The organism is Botrimarina sp. (assembly GCF_040219535.1).
Lineage (GTDB): Bacteria > Planctomycetota > Planctomycetia > Pirellulales > Lacipirellulaceae > Botrimarina.
In genome coordinates, this window is the sequence record NZ_JAVJSH010000020.1 from 235,854 (window position 1) to 251,709 (window position 15,856).

Consider the following 15,856-nt stretch of genomic DNA (forward strand, 5'->3'; position numbering starts at 1 on the left):
ACTCTACTCACCCAGCGTGCGCTTCCGCCGCAGCAAATGGTGGTAGTGCTGAGCAAAGCGGTGCGACTCGTCCCGCACGTACTGCAAGAGCCGCAGCGCGAACGAGTGGCGGCTGAGCCGCAGCGGCTCGCTGTCGCCGGGGCGGTACACGAGCTCTTCCTTCTTGGCGAGCGAGATCACCGTGGGCGGCTCGATCCCCAGCGACTCGAACGCCTGCATGCCGCGCGAGAGCTGGCCCTTGCCGCCGTCGATGAGGAGGATGTCGGGGAACGCTTCGCCGGCCTTCTCCAAGCGGCCGAAGCGCCGCGCGACGACCTCGCGGATGCTGGCGAAGTCGTCGACGCCCTCCACGTCGCGGATGCGGAACCGGCGGTAGCCCGGCTTGAAGGGCAGGCCGTCGATGAACTGCACGAGCGACGCGACCGTCTCGCTGCCGCCCAGGTGCGCGATGTCCACGCCCTCGATCACCCGGGGCTGCTCGGGCAGCCGGAGCACCTTCTGCAAGCCCGCGAGGCCCTTCTTCGGGTCGACATAGAACACCTCCGGCTGCACGTCCTCCTCCAGCTCTCCGCGCTCGTCGAGGCGCTCGAGCAACCGGATCTCGTCGCGCAGGCGGGCCGCCTTCTCGAACCGCAGCTCGGCCGACGCGTGCTCCATCTCGGCGTTGAGCTCGCGCAAGAGTTTTTTGCGGCCCCCCTCGAGGAACGTGCGGAGCCGCGCGATCTCCTTGCGGTACTCCTCCTTCGAGACCCGCAGGTTGCACGGCGCGGTGCACTGGTCGATCGACGCCAGCAGGCAAGGCCGGAACCACCGCCAACGCTCGTCGCCCTCGTCGATGTCGAGGCTGCACGTGCGGAACTTGAACACCTTCTGCAGCACCTGCATCGCTCCGCGCAGCGCGTACACGCTCGTGAACGGCCCGTACAGCTTCACGCCGGAGGAACGCGGCTCGCGGGTGATCTCCACCCGCGGGAAGTCCTCGCGGGTGGTGATCTGCAGGTAGGGAAAGGACTTGTCGTCGCGGAGCTCGCGGTTGAATTTCGGCTGGATGTCCTTGACCAGCCGCGACTCCATCAACAGCGCGTCGACCTCACTGTCCGCGTCGAGGTAGTCGACGTCGTACGCTTCTTGCACGAGCTGCGCGGTGCGGTGGTCGTCGGCGGCCGCCTTGAGGAAGTAGCTGCCGGCCCGCGCGCGGAGGTTCTTCGCCTTGCCCACGTACAGGACCCGCCCCTTCTGGTCCTGGAACAGGTACACGCCCGGCGTGGTGGGGAACTTGGTGCGGACCTTCTCCGCGGCCCGCGCGAAGAACTCCGGCTGGGTCTTCGGCAGGGCGTCCGGCGCGGCGCCGTCGTCGCCCGCGGGGGTGGTCTCGATCGTGGTCGCGTCGCGGTCGTCCGCCATCGCTGTGCGCTCTCCTTGTCTACGTAACCGTAGGCGCAGCAAGCGTTTCGGAGAAGGCCTCGGAGTTGGGAACCGCCAAGCCGCCAAGAGCGCCAAGGTCGCCAAGAGGTGATTTGAGCCGCACGCGCTAGCATCGGGCGAATCGGAGCACGGTCAGCCACGCTTCGTTCGCCCGGGGCTAGCGCCCTCGGCTCAGGCAATTGCCTTGGCGCTCTTGGCGGCTTGGCGGTTCTCGCTCACCCGCCGCGAGCCCGCCTCGCTCACTTGCTCGCGGCGGCACGACAGGCACAATCGGGCGTTGCCCCACCCCCTCTCCCGCCGCCAGGAGTTGGCCATGACCGCTTCTAGCTCGCGACGCTTCGTGCCCCCGACGCTCCTGCTCGCCCTCGTGGCCGGCGCGGCCCAGGCGGCCAGCTACCAGGTCGACCCGTCGCACACGTCGGTCGTGTTCAGCATCAGCCACATGGGGCTGAGCTACACGTACGGCATGTTCCGCGAGTGCTCCGGCCAGGTCGACTTCGACTCGGCCGACCCATCGGCGGCCCGCTTCCGCCTGACGATCCCGGTGGCGAGCATCGACACGATGAACGCCAAGCGCGACGAGCACCTGCAAGCCGCCGACTTCTTCGACGCCGAGAAGTTCCCCCAGATCGCGTTCGAGTCGACGAGCGTCGAGCCGACAACCGGCCCCGACGGCAAGCCGCTCTACAACGTGACCGGCAAGCTCACCCTGCACGGTGTGACCAAGGAGGTCACCCTCCCGGTGCGGCTGCTCGGCGAGAGCAGCGGCCCGAGCGGCGGCCCGCGGGTCGGCTTCCACTGCCAAACCACCCTGAAGCGGAGCGACTTCGGCATGAGCGGCGGCATCCCCGCGATCGGCGACAGCGTCGGCGTGACCGTCAGCTTCGAGTGCGTCCCGCCCCAGCCGTAGCGATTTCCACCCACGACGAATCCCGCCGAGGTGGTGGTTCCCACCCACGACTGACGTCATGGGCTCGCGTCCCCGCTTCCCTCTTCCCGCTTCTCCTCCCCTCGTCCCCCGTCCCTAACCCCTCGTCCCTCACCAATGCTCTACCGCCGCTTCGGACGCACCGAACTCGAGATGCCCGTGTTCAGCTGCGGCGGCATGCGCTACCAGCAGTCGTGGGACGACGCGCCGCTGGACGTCGTCGAGGACGAGAACCAGAAGAACCTCCGCGCGACGATCCATCGCGCGCTGGAACTCGGCGTCACGCACGTCGAGACGGCGCGCGGCTACGGCACCAGCGAGCGCCAGCTCGGCCTCGTGCTCCCCGAGCTGCGCGACCAGCGGCCCGAAGGGGGCGGGCCCGACGGGCTGATCATCCAGACCAAGATCGCCCCACACGCCGACCCCAAGGAGTTCCGCCGCCAGACGCTCGACTCGCTCCAGCGCCTGCGCCTGCCGCGTGTCGACCTGCTCGGCCTGCACGGCATCAACACGCACGAGCTGCTGTGGCACGCGGTCCGCCCCGGCGGGTGCCTGGAAGAGGCCCGCAAGCTGCAGAAGGAGGGCCGCGTCGGCCATGTGGGGTTCTCGACCCACGGCTCGACCGACCTGATCGTCGACGCGGTCTCCACCGAGCTGGCCGGCGGCTTCGACTACGTGAACCTCCATTGGTACTACATCAACCAGTGGAACTGGCCCGCCGTTCTGGCCGCGACCGAGCGCGACATGGGCGTGTTCATCATCTCCCCCAGCAACAAGGGGGGCATGCTGTACGAGCCGCCGGAGAAGCTCGTGCGGCTGTGCGAGCCGCTCCACCCGCTGGTCTTCAACTGCCTGTTCTGCCTGCGGCGGCCGGAGGTCCACACGCTGAGCCTCGGCGCGGCCCGGCCGAGCGACTTCGACTTGCAGATGTCCTCCCTACCTCTGCTGGAGCGAGCCGACGAGCTCCTCCCGCCGGTCCTCGAGCGACTGAGCCAAGCGATGGCCGACGCGGTCGGGCCCGATGTGGCCGAGCGTTTCCGCGAGGGCCTGCCGCAGTGGGACGACGGCGACAACGCGGGCTACATCAACACGCACGTGGTCCTCTGGCTGCGGAACCTCGCGCTCGCGTACGACATGGTCGAGTACGGCAAGATGCGCTACAACCTGCTCGGCAACGGCGGCCACTGGTTCAGCGGACTCGGCGCCGCGTCGCTCGACAGCTACAGCAGCGACCGCCTGCAAAAGGCGTACAAGAAGTCCCCCTTCGCCGAGCAAATCCCCGCGTGGCTCCGCGAGGCCGACGCGCTGCTCGGCGGCGAGGAGGTCCAGCGGCTGAGCCAGGAGTGATGTTCGCAAAACCCTTTGGCGGCCACGGGACTGCACGAGTGAACGTCGTCCTCAAGCTCGCCGATCGGGACGACGCGCGCGTCATCAAGAACCTGTGGCCGCTCTACCAGCACGACGTGTCGCAGTTCGATGCGGGCTTCGTCCCGAATCGTCACGGCCTCTTCAATCCCGACGACGGCGTCGCCAGCTGGAAGCGGCATACCGACGAGGCGATCGCCGGTTGGTGGGGCGCGCCCGAGTCGCTTTTCCCCTACCTCATCCTGGCCGACGGCCGCCCGGCCGGCTTCAACCTAGTCGCGGCCCGCCCCGCTCTGTCAGGCGCGATCGACGCCGACTTCGTCGTGCACGAGTTCTTCGTGCTGCACCCGTTCCGCGGCAAAGGGGTCGCCGAGCAGGCCGCCATCGAGGGCTTCAACGGGCGCCCCGGCAAGTGGGAAGTCGTCACCTGGCCCACCCACGCCCGGGCCATCGCGTTCTGGCGCCGGGTGATCAACGGCTACACGTCGGGGGAATACACCGAAGCCGAGGTCGACCACGCGTGGGGACGGCGGGTCGCGTTCCGGTTCACTAATCCGGAATCGTAGGGCAATCAGGCGAAGCCAAACCGCATCGCCGCGCGGAGCTCTAGGTAGCGTCTTCGCCGCTCGATCCGGGCGCCGCCCGCAACGCGCTGGCGTGCACGCTGAGCGCGGTCACGGTGACCAGGATCAGCGCCATGCCGAGGAGCTGGGAACCGACCAGCCTCTCGTCCAAGACCACGAAGCCGAAGACCGACGCGGTGACCGGCTCGATCATGGCCGCCACCGAGGCCACGGCCGGCGTCGTGTGCCCGAGGCCGACGATGTACAGCATGAACGACAACCCGGCGCCGAACACCCCGAGCACCACGAACAGCGGCCAGCGGGGCGCGCCCGGGGCCGCGACGAGTTGCCCCGCGTCGGCGGGCCAGGCAAGAACCGCGAGGAGCACCGCGAACGCGACCGCCAGGATCGCCTGCGGGCTGCCGTGCGGCGCCGCGTACTTGAAGCCGAAGATGAAGACCGCGTAGGAGAGCCCCGCGAGGAGCCCGGCGCCAACGCCGATCGGCGTGACGCCGCCGGGCCCGAGCTCGCCAATCCGCGTCAGCAGCACCACGCCGAGCATGACGGTCGCCATCGCGGCCCACTTCAGCCCGGTCGGCTCTTCGAGCCGCAGCGTGAAGGAGATCAGGTAAACGAACACCGGCGCGCAGTACATCAGAGCGGCCGCTACCGCGACGCTCCCCTGGGCGATGCTCACGAAGTAGAACGCGAAATTGCCCGCCACGCCGAGCCCGGCGACCGCCGACCAGAACCACATCGCGCGACTCGCCAGGCCGCTGCCGCGTGGACGGACCGCCAACCACGCAAGAACGATCAGCAAGCCGATCGCGCCGCGGTAGAAGGAGACCACAAACGGGTCCCAGCCGTCGGCCATCAAGACCCCGCCGATCCCGCCCGACACCCCCCAGCCGAGAGCCGCTAAGGCGATCAGTGCCGTGCCCGCGCGTCTCACGTGGTCTCCCGTCGGCGAAGTCCGGCGCCGCTCGAGCCGGCTGACCTTTCCGAGCGATTGTCGTGGGGCGAAGCCCCCGAGGCAAACCGTGCGAGCCGCCGCTCGCTTCGCGACCCGAGTGGCCATCGGCAACTAGCGCCTAGCGCCGCCCAACTAGCGCCTCCCTCCTACACATCCACCTTCACCGCCAGCTCCTTGAGCTGCTTCGCGTCGACCGCGCCGGGGGCCTCGGTCATCAGGTCGGTCGCTTTTTGCGTCTTCGGGAACGCGATCACGTCGCGGATGTTGTCGTAGCCGCCGAAGAGCATCACGAAGCGGTCCAGGCCCAGCGCGATGCCGCCGTGCGGCGGCGCGCCGTAGGCGAGGGCCTCTAGCAAAAAGCCGAAGCGGTCCGCGGCGGTCTCCTTGTCGATGCCCAGCAGCGTGAACACCTGCGACTGGACCTCCGGGTCGTGGATCCGGATCGTGCCGCCGCCGGCCTCCGAGCCGTTGATCACCAGGTCGTAGGCCTTCGCGCGGCACTTCTGCGGGTCGGTCTTGAGGTGCTCCACGTGCTCGTCGAGCGGAGCGGTGAACGGGTGGTGCATGGCCGACCACTTGCCGGTGGCTTGCGGGTTGTCGGCGTCCTCGGTGCGTTCGAACATCGGGAACTCGACGACCCACGAGAAGTTCATCTCCCGCTCGTCGTAGAGCTTCATCTCCTCGCCGATCTTCGTACGCAGCCCGTGCAGCACCTTGCAGGTGGCCAGCCAGTCGGCCGCGGAGAAGAGCACCAGGTCGCCGACATTCGCGTCGAGCCGCTCGGCCATTGCGGCGCGGAGCTCGGGCGAGAAGAACTTCGCGATGTTCGAGTTGAGCGTCGGCTTGCCCGCTTCCTCCTCGACGCGGAACCAGGCGAGCCCCTTCGCGCCGAGGCCTTTCACGTACTCGGTGAGCGCGTCGATCCCGCGGCGGCTGTAGTGCTCGCTCCCACCCGGCACGCAGAGCGCCCGCACGTGGCCGCCCGACTCGACGACCGACTTGAACACGCCGAAGTCGCTCTTGGGCGCGAGGTCGGTGAGGTCGACGATCTCCAGGGCGAACCGCAGGTCGGGCGCATCGTGGCCAAACCGTGTCATGGCCTCGTCGTAGGTCATGCGGGGCAGCGGCAGCTTCACCTCCAAATCGAGCAGGTCCTTGGCGAGTTTCGCCACGAGGCCGTCGATCACGCTCATGATGTCGTCGTCGTCGATGAACGCCATCTCGAGGTCGAGCTGGGTGAACTCCGGCTGCCGGTCCGCGCGGAGGTCCTCGTCGCGGAAGCAACGCGCGACCTGCACGTAGCGGTCGTAGCCCGCGATCATCAGGATCTGCTTGTAGAGCTGCGGCGATTGCGGCAACGCGTAGAAGCTCCCCTGGTGCACGCGCGAGGGGACCAAGTAGTCCCGCGCGCCCTCGGGCGTCGAGCGGCCGAGGATGGGGGTCTCGATGTCGACGAAGCCCAGCTCGGCGAAGTAGTCGCGCATGCCCTTGGTGATCTTGTCGCGCAGCAGCATCGCGCGTTGCATGGCCGGGCGCCGCAGGTCGAGGTACCGGTGCTTCAGCCGCAGGTCCTCGCCCGGCAGCTCGGTGACCGACTCGCTCGGCGACACCGGCGGGGTCTTCGCCTTGTTAAGCAGCTTCAGCTCGGTCACCCGCAGCTCGATCTCGCCCGACGCGTGCCGCGGGTTGGCCATCCCCTCGGGGCGCGGCTCGACGTTGCCCGTCACCTGGATCACGTACTCCGCACGCAGCTCCTTCGACTTCTCAATGATCGCCGCGGGCGTGTCGGGCGGGTTGAAGACCACCTGCGTGATGCCGTACCGGTCGCGCAAGTCGACGAACAGCCCGCCCCCGTGGTCGCGGTAGCTATCGACCCAGCCGCAGAGGGTCGCTTGAGAGCCGGCGTCGGACTTGCGGAGGGCGCCACAGGTGTGGGTGCGGAGCATTTGGGATTGCGGAATTCGGATTTCGGATTGCGGAACGACGCGCACCGTTAGGAACCGGAGCCCCGCGGCGTCAGTCGCGGGGAGTTGCGTAACGCGAAGCGGCGATTGTATTTGCGGCCCGCGGCGGCGAACAGGTAAGCCCGCGGCCTATTCCGCATTCCGCATTCCCCCTTCCGCATTCGCCCGCAGCCACTCGCCCAGCCGACGCATGCCCTCTTCGGTCGAGATCTGCGGGCGGTAGCCGAAGTCTCGGGCGGCGGCCTCGGCGTCGAACCAGTGGTCGGTCGCTAGCGACCGGGCCACGAAGCGGGTCATCTTCGGCTCGGCCGCGAAGTCGCGCAGCAGCCAGTGCCTGAACTCCAAGAGAGCCCCCGCGTAGTAAGCGGTTCGCGCGGAGACCGATTTTTCGACCGGCGGCAGGCCCACCAGCGCGAGGATCTGGTCGATCCACTCCCAGCACGCGACCGGCTCGCCCTGGCTGATGAAGTACGCCTTGCCCGCGTTCTTGGGGTCGGGCTTGGCCAACTCGTCGGCCGCCAGCAGGTGCGCGGCGGCCGCGTTCTCCACGTAGACCATGTCGACCCGGTTCTGCCCAGCGCCCACGCGGCGGAGCTGGCCGCTTCGGGCGCGCTCGACCAGGCGGCGCGTGAGGTGGTGGTCGCGCGGGCCCCAGACCAGGTGCGGGCGCAGCGAGGTCGTGCGGAGCATGCCGCTGGGCTCGACGTCGGCGCCGTCCTGCGTGAGCACGAAGTTCTCGGCGAGCGCCTTGGAGTGGGGGTAGTGGGCGAGCCAGCGGGTGGGGTAGGGGGAGGTGTTGTCGACGCCGCGTTGGTCGCAGTCCCAGCGGGCCGCGTCGAACGTGACGCTCGGGCTCGACGTGAACACGAGCCGCGTGACGCCCTGCTCCTGACAAGCGGCGAGCACGTTGAGCGTGCCGTGCACGTTCGCCTGGAAGTAGTCCATCCACTTGCCCCACACGCCGACCTTGCCACCCACGTGGAACACGCAGTCGACCCCCTCGCAAGCGGCGAGCACCGTCGCGCGGTCGGCCAGGTCGCCGCGGCGCATCTCGACGCCAAGCGCGGCCAGCTCTGGGTAATCCCCGCGCGCCAGCCCGCGCACCGAGTCGCCGCGAGCAATCAATTGCTCGCAGAGATAGCGGCCAAGAAAGCCGCCAGCGCCGGTGACGAGGGACTTCACGATTGCGGAATTCGGATTGCGGAGTGCGGAATGAAAAGCGCCGCGAGCCCACGACGTTAGTCGTGGGTGGAACAACGAGAGAACACTAATGGCCGCTAATCGTCGCTAATCCAATTAGCGTCGATCAGCGACGATTAGTGTTCTTTCCTCTTCCGCAGTTGCTTCTCGGCCCATACGGCTAGCTCTTCGCGGCGGATCTTGGAGTTGTGGCGGATGTCGGTGGGGAACTGGTGCTTCACCAGGTGCTTTTGGATCGCTAGGCAGCCATCACCAGTTCGGTTCCTGCGATTGGCTTCTCGCAGAGCAAAATACTTCTCAGGCTGAAATGGTGGGTTCGAAATTACCTTTGGATGTTCGATGATGATCACTGGTTCAATCCCAGATTCACATTGCACTCCGACAAGTGCCGCTCGGCTGAACGGAGGTGCGAACTGTGTTTCTATGCACTCTGTGAACAGGGTTCCCTGACTAGTCACCACCCGCTGCGACTTCCGCCCGCAGTACCAAAACCGTTCTTGCTCGTCGAAGTAGCCAACATCCCCCATGCGGTGCCACACAGCAGGGTTTCCGGGGTCCGTGCCATCAGTGATCTTCGCCAGCTCGTTGTGCGTCGGGCCGGTTTGGTCGCTTCCTGACGGGCGCGGCTCGGTGTTTAAGTACTCCTTGCTGACTTGCGGGCCTTTGACAATCAGCTCGCCGATCTCGCCGGTGGGGAGCTCTTCGGTCTCGTCGATCGTGGGGATCGGGTCGTCGGTGATCCGGATGACCCGCCACGCGAACGTGGTTCCACCCACGACTGACGTCGTGGGCTCGCGGTCTATCTGCTGGCTGCCTTCTGCCTGCTGCCGGCTCCCAAATCGGCGACCGACACAGACCCCGGCGCCGTTGTCCGTTTTCTCGGCGGTTTCGTTCAGGATCTCCTGCGCCTCGATCGTCGCGACGGGCAGCGCCTCGGTCGCTCCGTACGGCGTGTGCATCGTGGCTTCGGGGTGAACGCACGCGAGCGTGCGGCGGATGACCTTGGCGGGGACCGGCGCGCCGCAGGAGAGGAGCTTCTTGAGCGTGGGGATCGACTCGCCGGTCTCTTCGCAGTGGCGGCTTACGCGGTCCCACACGGCCGGCGAAGCGAACGCCTGGGTGACTTTCCACTGGTTCGCCGCGGCGAGGAGCTTCTTGGGGTCGCACGACGCGGGGCGCGAGAAGTCCATCTCCGGCAGAATCGTTGTCACCCCGCAGGCGATATTGAAGAGCCCGAACAGGGGGAAGCAGGCCAGGTCAGTGTCGCCAGGGCGGATATCGTACTCGGCTTGGATCATGCCGCACTGCGCCTCGAACGTGCCGTGCGTGTAGAGCACGCCCTTGGGCGGGCCGGTGCTGCCGGAGGTGAACACGACCGCGGCGCTGTCGCTGGCGGTGGTCCGTGGCCAGTGGCCCGTGGTTGGTTGTTGGCCGGCGAGCCTTCTGAGGGAGGTAAGCGTCTGCCCGCCCCAGAACCAACGCCGACCCACAGTCACGTTCAGCTTCGCTTTGGGGAACCGTGAGCGCTTCAAAACTCGCAGCGCGTGGCCGAGCGGGATCGCGACGAAGCCGTCCGGCTCGGTCGCCTCCAGGCAACGCACGATGTTCTTGCGGCCGAGGCCCGCGTCGACCAGCACCATCGTCGCGCCGGTCCGCAGCAACGCGAACACGAGCGCGACGAACTCGATGCCGGGCCGCACCAACAGGGCGATCCGCTTGCCGGGGCCAACGCCGATCGCCATCAAGCCGCGGGCGAGGCGGTCGGCGTCGGCTTCGAGGTCGCCGAGCGTCGCCGTGCGGAACCCGCCCCGCCCGTCGGCCGCGGCCAGCGCAACCGCGTCGGGCCGCGCGGCCGCAGCGGCGGCCAGCCGGTCGGCGACGTTCACTCTCTCGGGGCTAGCTTCCGCCATAGCCGGGCGATTGTCGCCTACCCGCTCCCCGCCGACCACCCGAGGCTGCCTACTGCCCTCTGCCCTCTGCCCTCTGCCTACTCACTACCGCCGGATCGCTTCGCTGAAGTCGAGCCCCGGATCGTTCGCGGCGAGCCGCGCCTTGGTGTTGATCAACGACCGCGCCTGGAGCTGCTGGAAGGACTCGCCGTTCGCCACCAGCAGCCCCTCCTTGTACGCCTTCTCGGCCGACAGCCCGGGGAGCAGCACGCCCGCATCGAACAGCAGGCGGTTGGGGCGGATGAGGTTGACGTGCTCGTAGATGTTCGTCGTGCAGTTGTTGGTGAGCAGGTGGTAGAACTCCGGCTCGTCGGCGAGCTCGTTCGCGCGCTGGAGCATGCTCACGAGCAGCTCGCGCGCGGCCTCCGGCGTGGCGGTCGTTCGGTACAGGTAGACCGGGCTGTCGTAAGCGACCGCCTGGCGGTAGAGCACGTCGCGCTCGTCGGCCACCACGTACATGATCTCGTACTGCTGCGCGAGGCCCAGCGCCGGGTTGAAGGTCTCCTCGCCCTTCTCCTTGCGGACCTCGACGCTCACGGCCAGGTGCTCCGGCTCGGTCAGCGGCGGACGCGGCGCGAACTCGAAGCTCACCATCGTGTGCGCCAGGGCCGGCACGGGGCCGAACGGCATCGTGATGAAGTCGACGCCGCGTACGCGGGAAAGCTCGTAGGAGCGGTCGTCGTAGTCGACGACATACTCGCCGGGCCCGAGGTGCTTGCAGTAGCGCACGTTCTCGACGCGGACCCGGTCGCAGTTGAATTTCGCACGCGGCAGCACGGCCTGGTCGGGCGCCCAGTCGCGGTGGTTCGAAGCGACCGCGCGCTCCTCCACCGTGCGGCAGCCCAGAGCGGCGCCGCAACACGACAACGCGATCAAGGCGTGCCGAACGTCCATGGGCCGCGGAAGATAGGGGGCGAGCCGAAGCGGGGCAAGATCGCCCGCCCCGCGGCCCCGCGGCCCCGTGTGGGCGCCGCGTCGATGACCCGGCGCTAGCGACGTGCCCCCGCGCACCCGCTGTTGCCGCTCGCGGGCCCTTTTGCTAACAGCTCACCCCGTACGCGCGACCCTATCGCTGGAGCCAAGCCGATGGCCGAAAGCCCCGCCCCAACCGTGAGCACGCTAGACTCGATCCGGCAGACGCTGCTCCAGGCCGGTTACGCACCGGCCGAGGTCGAAACGCGCGTCGCGGCGATGGCCCGAGCCGGCGACACGGCCGTGCCGACCGCCGGCGAGCGGTTCGAAGCGCTCCTCAACCTGATGACGAGCGGCCAGTTCCGCGTGCTCACACAAGAGGATTGGACCTTCCTCGCTATCCAGGGCGGCATGCGGGTCGCTCTGGTGCTGGTGATCCTGTTCCTGGCGATGACCCTCGCCGGGTGGGTCGGCGCGGCGGCGCGGGCGAGCCTCACGCGGATGCGGTTCGACGCGACGCTCGCCAAGTTCCTCTCGAAGCTGGCCCGCTGGGGTGTGCTGCTGCTGGCCGGGCTCACGTGCCTGAGCTACTTCGGCGTGGAGACCACGAGCTTCGCTGCGGTGATCGGCGCCGCCGGCTTCGCCGTGGGCCTCGCGTTCCAGGGCACGCTGTCGAACTTCGCTGCCGGCGCGATGCTGCTGATGTTCCGGCCCTTCAAGGTGGGCGACGTCGTCAACATCGGCGGCAACCTCGGCATCGTCGACGAGATCGAGCTGTTCACCACGACGATCGACACGTTCGACAACCGCCGCTTCGTCGTCCCCAACGGCGACGTGTTCGGCGCCACGATCGAGAACGTCACGTTCCACCCGCGGCGCCGCGTCGACGTCGAGGTCGGCTCCTCCTACTCGGCCGACATCGACGCCACCCGCCGCGCGCTGGAGCAAGCGATCGAGGCGGCCGAGGGCAAGCTGGCTGACCCCGAGCCGGCCGTGGTCCTCAACGGCCTGGGCGCGTCGAGCGTCGACTGGCGCGTGTCCGTGTGGGCGCCCACCAGCGAGTTCCTCGCCGTCAAGCAGTCGCTGATCCGCGCGGTGAAGCAGAGCCTCGACGCCAACCACATCGGCATCCCCTTCCCGCAGATGGACGTGCACCTCGACGGGGCGCTGCTCGCCAACGAGCGAAAGAACGCCGCGTGAGGGGATGAACCACGACGGGCACGAAGAGCACGACGAATCGTTCGTGCGAATGCCTTGTTCCTCTTTCTCTGCCTTGCGCGAGAAGACCCGGCGACTCCGGACGGGCCGTCGTGCTCTTTGTGCCCGTCGTGGTTCACAGAATCAGCTTTGAGAGCTTGCGGCCCGTCACGCTCAGCGGCAGGTCGGCCAGCTCGCTCGGCCGGACCCAGCGGGCCGGCTTGCGCACGCGGCCTCCGGCGGCGGCCGCCTCGTAGCAGTCGAGCGTGATCCTGAACCGGGTCACGCCGTGCTTGAGCGTCGTGATCAGGGCGCCCGGCTCGCAACGCACGCCGGTCTGCTGGAGCACCTTGCCGGCCAGTTCCTTGGCGGCGAAGAGCGGGCCCTCGGCGTCGATTGCGAAACGCGGGAAGTCCCACAGCCCGGCCCACCGCTCCCCCTCGCCGCACCGGCGCACGAGCACGCTCGGCCCCCGCCGCACGACAACGGCCGCCTCGCGCGTGTCGGTGAAGCGGAGCTTCTTGGTCGTCGCGCCGAGCCGCCCGATCGAGCCCTCTGCCCGCGCGCGGCACAACGGCTCCAGCGGGCACTCGCCGCACAGCGGCTCGGCCGGCTTGCACACCAGCGCCCCAAGCTCCATCAGCGCCTGATTGAACCGCGCGGCGCCCTTGTGCGGCAGCAGCTCCTCGGCCAGCGCCCACAGGCGGCGTTGGCCGGCCGCGCTGGTGGGCTCGCCGTCGTACGCGACGAGCCGCGTGAGCAGGCGGATGGTGTTCGCCTCGAGGATCGGAGCGGGGCGGTCGTAAGCGATCGACACGACCGCGCCGGCCGTGTAGCGGCCGATCCCGGGCAGAGTCATCAGGCCCGCCACCTCGCGCGGCATGCGGCCGCCGTGCTCGGCCACGACTTGCTTCGCCGCCGCGTGGAGCGACCTGGCGCGGCGGTAGTAGCCCAGGCCCTCCCACAAGCGGAGCACGTGCTCTTCGTCGGCCGCGGCCAAGTCGGCGACCGTGGGGAACGCCTCGACGAAGCGCTCGAAGTACGGCCGCACCGTGTCGACCTGGGTCTGCTGCAGCATCACCTCGCTGACCCACACGCGGTACGGGTCGCGCGTGCGCCGCCACGGCAGGTCGCGGGCCGAGCGGCCGTACCAGGCGAGCAGCCGCCGGCGCAGCCGCGACTTGTAGTCGGCCGGCAGGGGGGCCGGCAGGGGGGCCGGCGGTTCGCCCGACGCGACGCGGGTCACGGCGCGTCGGCCGGCGCGAGGGGGATGGTCTTGCGCGCCCAAACGACCCGCCGCTCGGGGCCGTCGTAGCCGGCCAGCCACTGGCGCGGCTCTTCGATCACCACGCCGATGACGCCCACCTCGCGCGTGGTGGCCGCGCCGGCCACGATGAACCGGTGGAGGTCGAGCTCCTCGGCCATCACGACGGGCACGACCTCCCCGTCGAGTTGCAGGTCGTATTGAACCAGCTCGCCGACCCGGTTGATGTCGACGACCGTCCCCGCGAAGAGCACGCCGCCGTTCGGGCGGCCGGTCCAAGCGAGCCACGGGCCGGCGACCTGCTGCGACTGCCGGCGCCCGCTCTCGGTGCGCCACAGGCGGCGGAACACGTCGGTGGCTTCGAGCTCCGCGGTGAGCGAGCCCCCTTCGGCGCCCGGGTCGAGCAGCGTGAGCACCTGGGCCAACTGCGACAGCTCCGCGTAGGCGCGGCCCATATCGGGCAGCTGCTGTTTGTCGGCGAGCGAGCCGGCGGCGAACGCGTCGCCGGCGGGCCTCGCACGGTCGACCGCTTCGGTCAGTTCCGCCACCGAGTGGCTGGGCGCGCCGACCAACCCGATCCGCGCCGCGGCGGGCTCGCCCCACGGCGGCAAGCCGTCGGGGCCGAGCGGCGTCTGGTACACGCTCTGCTGCGAGATCGGCTTGGGCGTGTTGTCCGGCTCGAACGAGACCGGCTCCACCGCCGGGTCGGTTGGCAAACCCTTCGGCAACGTCGACCGGGCATCGGCCATCGTCGGGGGTTCGGCAGGCAGGTCACTCCCGGCCTGCGGCGCGGGGTCGTTGCTGGCGAACTCGCCCGGTTCGGCCGGCAAGTCGGGCGGAAGGGGCTGGCCCTGCGTGTCGGCGAGCGTGCCGGCCGCGGCGAACGGGTCGGCGGGTTGCGACCGGGTGTCGGCCGTCGACGCGTCGAGCGGCTCGGGCGCCTCGGCCGCCCCGGAATCTTCGGAATCTTCGGACGAGATCGCCAGCAACGCGCGGTCGTCCGCCGGCTCGGCGGCGGCGGCGGCTTCCTCGCGCAGCGCGGCGCGCCGCTCGCGCGACCCGGCGGCCACGTCGGGTCCCGTCGACGACGGCGCAAACAGGTACGCGGCGGTCCCCGCGCCTGCGAGCAACAGCAGCCCGGCGGCGACCGCCAGCGGCCGGCCCCATCGCCGCCGGTTGGCGTCGAGGCCGTCGGCGTCGGCGTCGGATCCTACCGGTTCCAGGCGGAAATCGCCTTCTTCGGGCGCGTCGTTGTCCGGCGCGTCGTCGTCCGGCGCGTCGTCGTCCAACGCGTCGTCGGCCGGGTCGAACCGGAAGTCGCCGATCTGCAGGTCGAGCGGAGGGGCCTCGTACGGCTCGAGCTCGACGGTTGGCAGGGCCGCGAGCGGCCCACGATCCGCTTTGTCGCTCGCGTCGGGGTTGGCGGCCTCCGCCGACTCGGCGCCGTTGGCGACGGCGCCGCGGTGCTCGCCGAGCCGGAACGAGCCGAAGTCGAAGCCCAGCGCTTCGGAGAGCGAAGGCTTGGCCGCTTGGCCCGTGCCGCTCGCCGCGTCGGCGTGAGTTTTGTCGCCGTTCGTGAGGGGCGACGGCTCAAGAGGCGACCGGCCTTCGCTGGCGTCTGGCTCGCCGTTGCGGAGCAGCCAATCGGCGACCGTGGGGGCCGTCGGGGCGGCGGATGGGGAACCGTCGGCCGGCTCGGTGGCGGCGCCGTGGTCCGCGGGCGGCTCGGGTTTGGCGGCCTTGTCTCGAAGCATGCTCTGCCCGGCCCGCTTGCCGGCGCTGGGCTCGCTGGCCGGCACGCTGATCTCGACCGGCTCGGCCACGCCCAACTCGGCGACCTCCAGCGAAGCTACCGGCGTCGCCGCGCCGCACGCCGGGCAAGCGACGGCGCCGGTGGCGGCTTGGAGGGCGAACAATTGGCCGCAATCGCCGCACTCGGCGACACGGAGCGGGGCGGCCGAAGCGGCGGCCGACGGGCGGGGGGTGGGCATCGTCGCGTAGTTCCTACGGGCCGAGATCACGCCGTCTTGGCGTGGGGCGGACAGCGAACCGGCGGGAGGGCGACTGCCGGCCGCGGCTCGAGGGCGCATTTTGCCCGGATCGCGGCCGGAGAACA

General features: G+C 69.5%; 12 protein-coding genes. 4 read left to right on the forward strand and 8 right to left on the reverse strand.

Features of this window, described 5'->3' with window-relative positions; all coding sequences use genetic code 11:
• Positions 1–3: 3 nt before the first annotated feature.
• Positions 4–1,404 (reverse strand): excinuclease ABC subunit UvrC, encoded by a 1,401-nt coding sequence (locus RIC11_RS11225; protein ID WP_350211252.1) that lies wholly within the window; start codon positions 1,402–1,404, stop codon positions 4–6.
• A 334-nt stretch (positions 1,405–1,738) separates the two neighbouring features.
• On the opposite strand from RIC11_RS11225, the gene RIC11_RS11230 reads away from it, so the two are divergent.
• From RIC11_RS11230 to RIC11_RS11240, 3 genes are all read left to right on the forward strand, one after another.
• Positions 1,739–2,335, forward strand: coding sequence for a YceI family protein (locus RIC11_RS11230; protein ID WP_350211254.1), 597 nt, complete (start codon positions 1,739–1,741; stop codon positions 2,333–2,335).
• Positions 2,336–2,470: 135 nt separating this feature from the next.
• Entirely contained in the window at positions 2,471–3,700 is a 1,230-nt protein-coding gene (locus RIC11_RS11235) for an aldo/keto reductase (protein ID WP_350211256.1), read from the forward strand.
• 38 nt (positions 3,701–3,738) lie between these two features.
• Positions 3,739–4,284: a hypothetical protein gene (locus tag RIC11_RS11240; protein ID WP_350211257.1), complete on the forward strand. Its 546-nt coding sequence runs from the start codon at positions 3,739–3,741 to the stop codon at positions 4,282–4,284.
• Positions 4,285–4,324: 40 nt separating this feature from the next.
• Here RIC11_RS11240 and RIC11_RS11245 read toward each other — a convergent pair whose 3' ends face one another.
• From RIC11_RS11245 to RIC11_RS11265, 5 genes are all read right to left on the reverse strand, one after another.
• Positions 4,325–5,233 (reverse strand): DMT family transporter, encoded by a 909-nt coding sequence (locus tag RIC11_RS11245; protein ID WP_350211259.1) that lies wholly within the window; start codon positions 5,231–5,233, stop codon positions 4,325–4,327.
• A gap of 167 nt (positions 5,234–5,400) precedes the next feature.
• The gene (gene aspS / locus RIC11_RS11250; RefSeq protein WP_350211260.1) at positions 5,401–7,200 is read right to left on the reverse strand and encodes an aspartate--tRNA ligase; all 1,800 of its coding nucleotides are present in this window, start codon (positions 7,198–7,200) and stop codon (positions 5,401–5,403) included.
• Between the two features lie 147 nt (positions 7,201–7,347).
• Positions 7,348–8,400 carry an NAD-dependent epimerase/dehydratase family protein gene (locus tag RIC11_RS11255; protein WP_350211262.1) on the reverse strand — a complete coding sequence of 351 codons (1,053 nt, stop codon included), beginning with the start codon at positions 8,398–8,400 and terminating at the stop codon, positions 7,348–7,350.
• A 134-nt stretch (positions 8,401–8,534) separates the two neighbouring features.
• Positions 8,535–10,328, reverse strand: a complete 1,794-nt coding sequence (locus tag RIC11_RS11260) for a fatty acid CoA ligase family protein (protein WP_350211263.1) — start codon at positions 10,326–10,328, stop codon at positions 8,535–8,537.
• Positions 10,329–10,412: 84 nt separating this feature from the next.
• Positions 10,413–11,261, reverse strand: a complete 849-nt coding sequence (locus RIC11_RS11265) for an Lnb N-terminal periplasmic domain-containing protein (protein ID WP_350211264.1) — start codon at positions 11,259–11,261, stop codon at positions 10,413–10,415.
• A gap of 192 nt (positions 11,262–11,453) precedes the next feature.
• Here RIC11_RS11265 and RIC11_RS11270 point away from each other — a divergent pair, with 192 nt between their 5' ends.
• Positions 11,454–12,479, forward strand: coding sequence for a mechanosensitive ion channel family protein (locus RIC11_RS11270; protein ID WP_350211266.1), 1,026 nt, complete (start codon positions 11,454–11,456; stop codon positions 12,477–12,479).
• 133 nt (positions 12,480–12,612) lie between these two features.
• On the opposite strand, the gene mutY is transcribed toward RIC11_RS11270, so the two are convergent.
• The gene (gene mutY, locus RIC11_RS11275; RefSeq protein WP_350211268.1) at positions 12,613–13,722 is read right to left on the reverse strand and encodes an A/G-specific adenine glycosylase; all 1,110 of its coding nucleotides are present in this window, start codon (positions 13,720–13,722) and stop codon (positions 12,613–12,615) included.
• Positions 13,719–15,731 (reverse strand): hypothetical protein, encoded by a 2,013-nt coding sequence (locus RIC11_RS11280; protein WP_350211270.1) that lies wholly within the window; start codon positions 15,729–15,731, stop codon positions 13,719–13,721. Before RIC11_RS11280 ends, mutY begins: the two co-directional genes overlap by 4 nt.
• Positions 15,732–15,856: the final 125 nt, after the last annotated feature.

What these genes read in the sequence shown, in the direction of transcription:
- RIC11_RS11225 (WP_350211252.1), bottom strand. Translation starts at nt 1,404, where the DNA reads ATGGCGGACGACCGCGACGCGACCACGATCGAGACCACCCCCGCGGGC.
- RIC11_RS11230 (WP_350211254.1), top strand. Translation starts at nt 1,739, where the DNA reads ATGACCGCTTCTAGCTCGCGACGCTTCGTGCCCCCGACGCTCCTGCTC.
- RIC11_RS11235 (WP_350211256.1), top strand. Translation starts at nt 2,471, where the DNA reads ATGCTCTACCGCCGCTTCGGACGCACCGAACTCGAGATGCCCGTGTTC.
- aspS (WP_350211260.1), bottom strand. Translation starts at nt 7,200, where the DNA reads ATGCTCCGCACCCACACCTGTGGCGCCCTCCGCAAGTCCGACGCCGGC.
- RIC11_RS11260 (WP_350211263.1), bottom strand. Translation starts at nt 10,328, where the DNA reads ATGGCGGAAGCTAGCCCCGAGAGAGTGAACGTCGCCGACCGGCTGGCC.
- RIC11_RS11265 (WP_350211264.1), bottom strand. Translation starts at nt 11,261, where the DNA reads ATGGACGTTCGGCACGCCTTGATCGCGTTGTCGTGTTGCGGCGCCGCT.
- RIC11_RS11270 (WP_350211266.1), top strand. Translation starts at nt 11,454, where the DNA reads ATGGCCGAAAGCCCCGCCCCAACCGTGAGCACGCTAGACTCGATCCGG.
- RIC11_RS11280 (WP_350211270.1), bottom strand. Translation starts at nt 15,731, where the DNA reads ATGCCCACCCCCCGCCCGTCGGCCGCCGCTTCGGCCGCCCCGCTCCGT.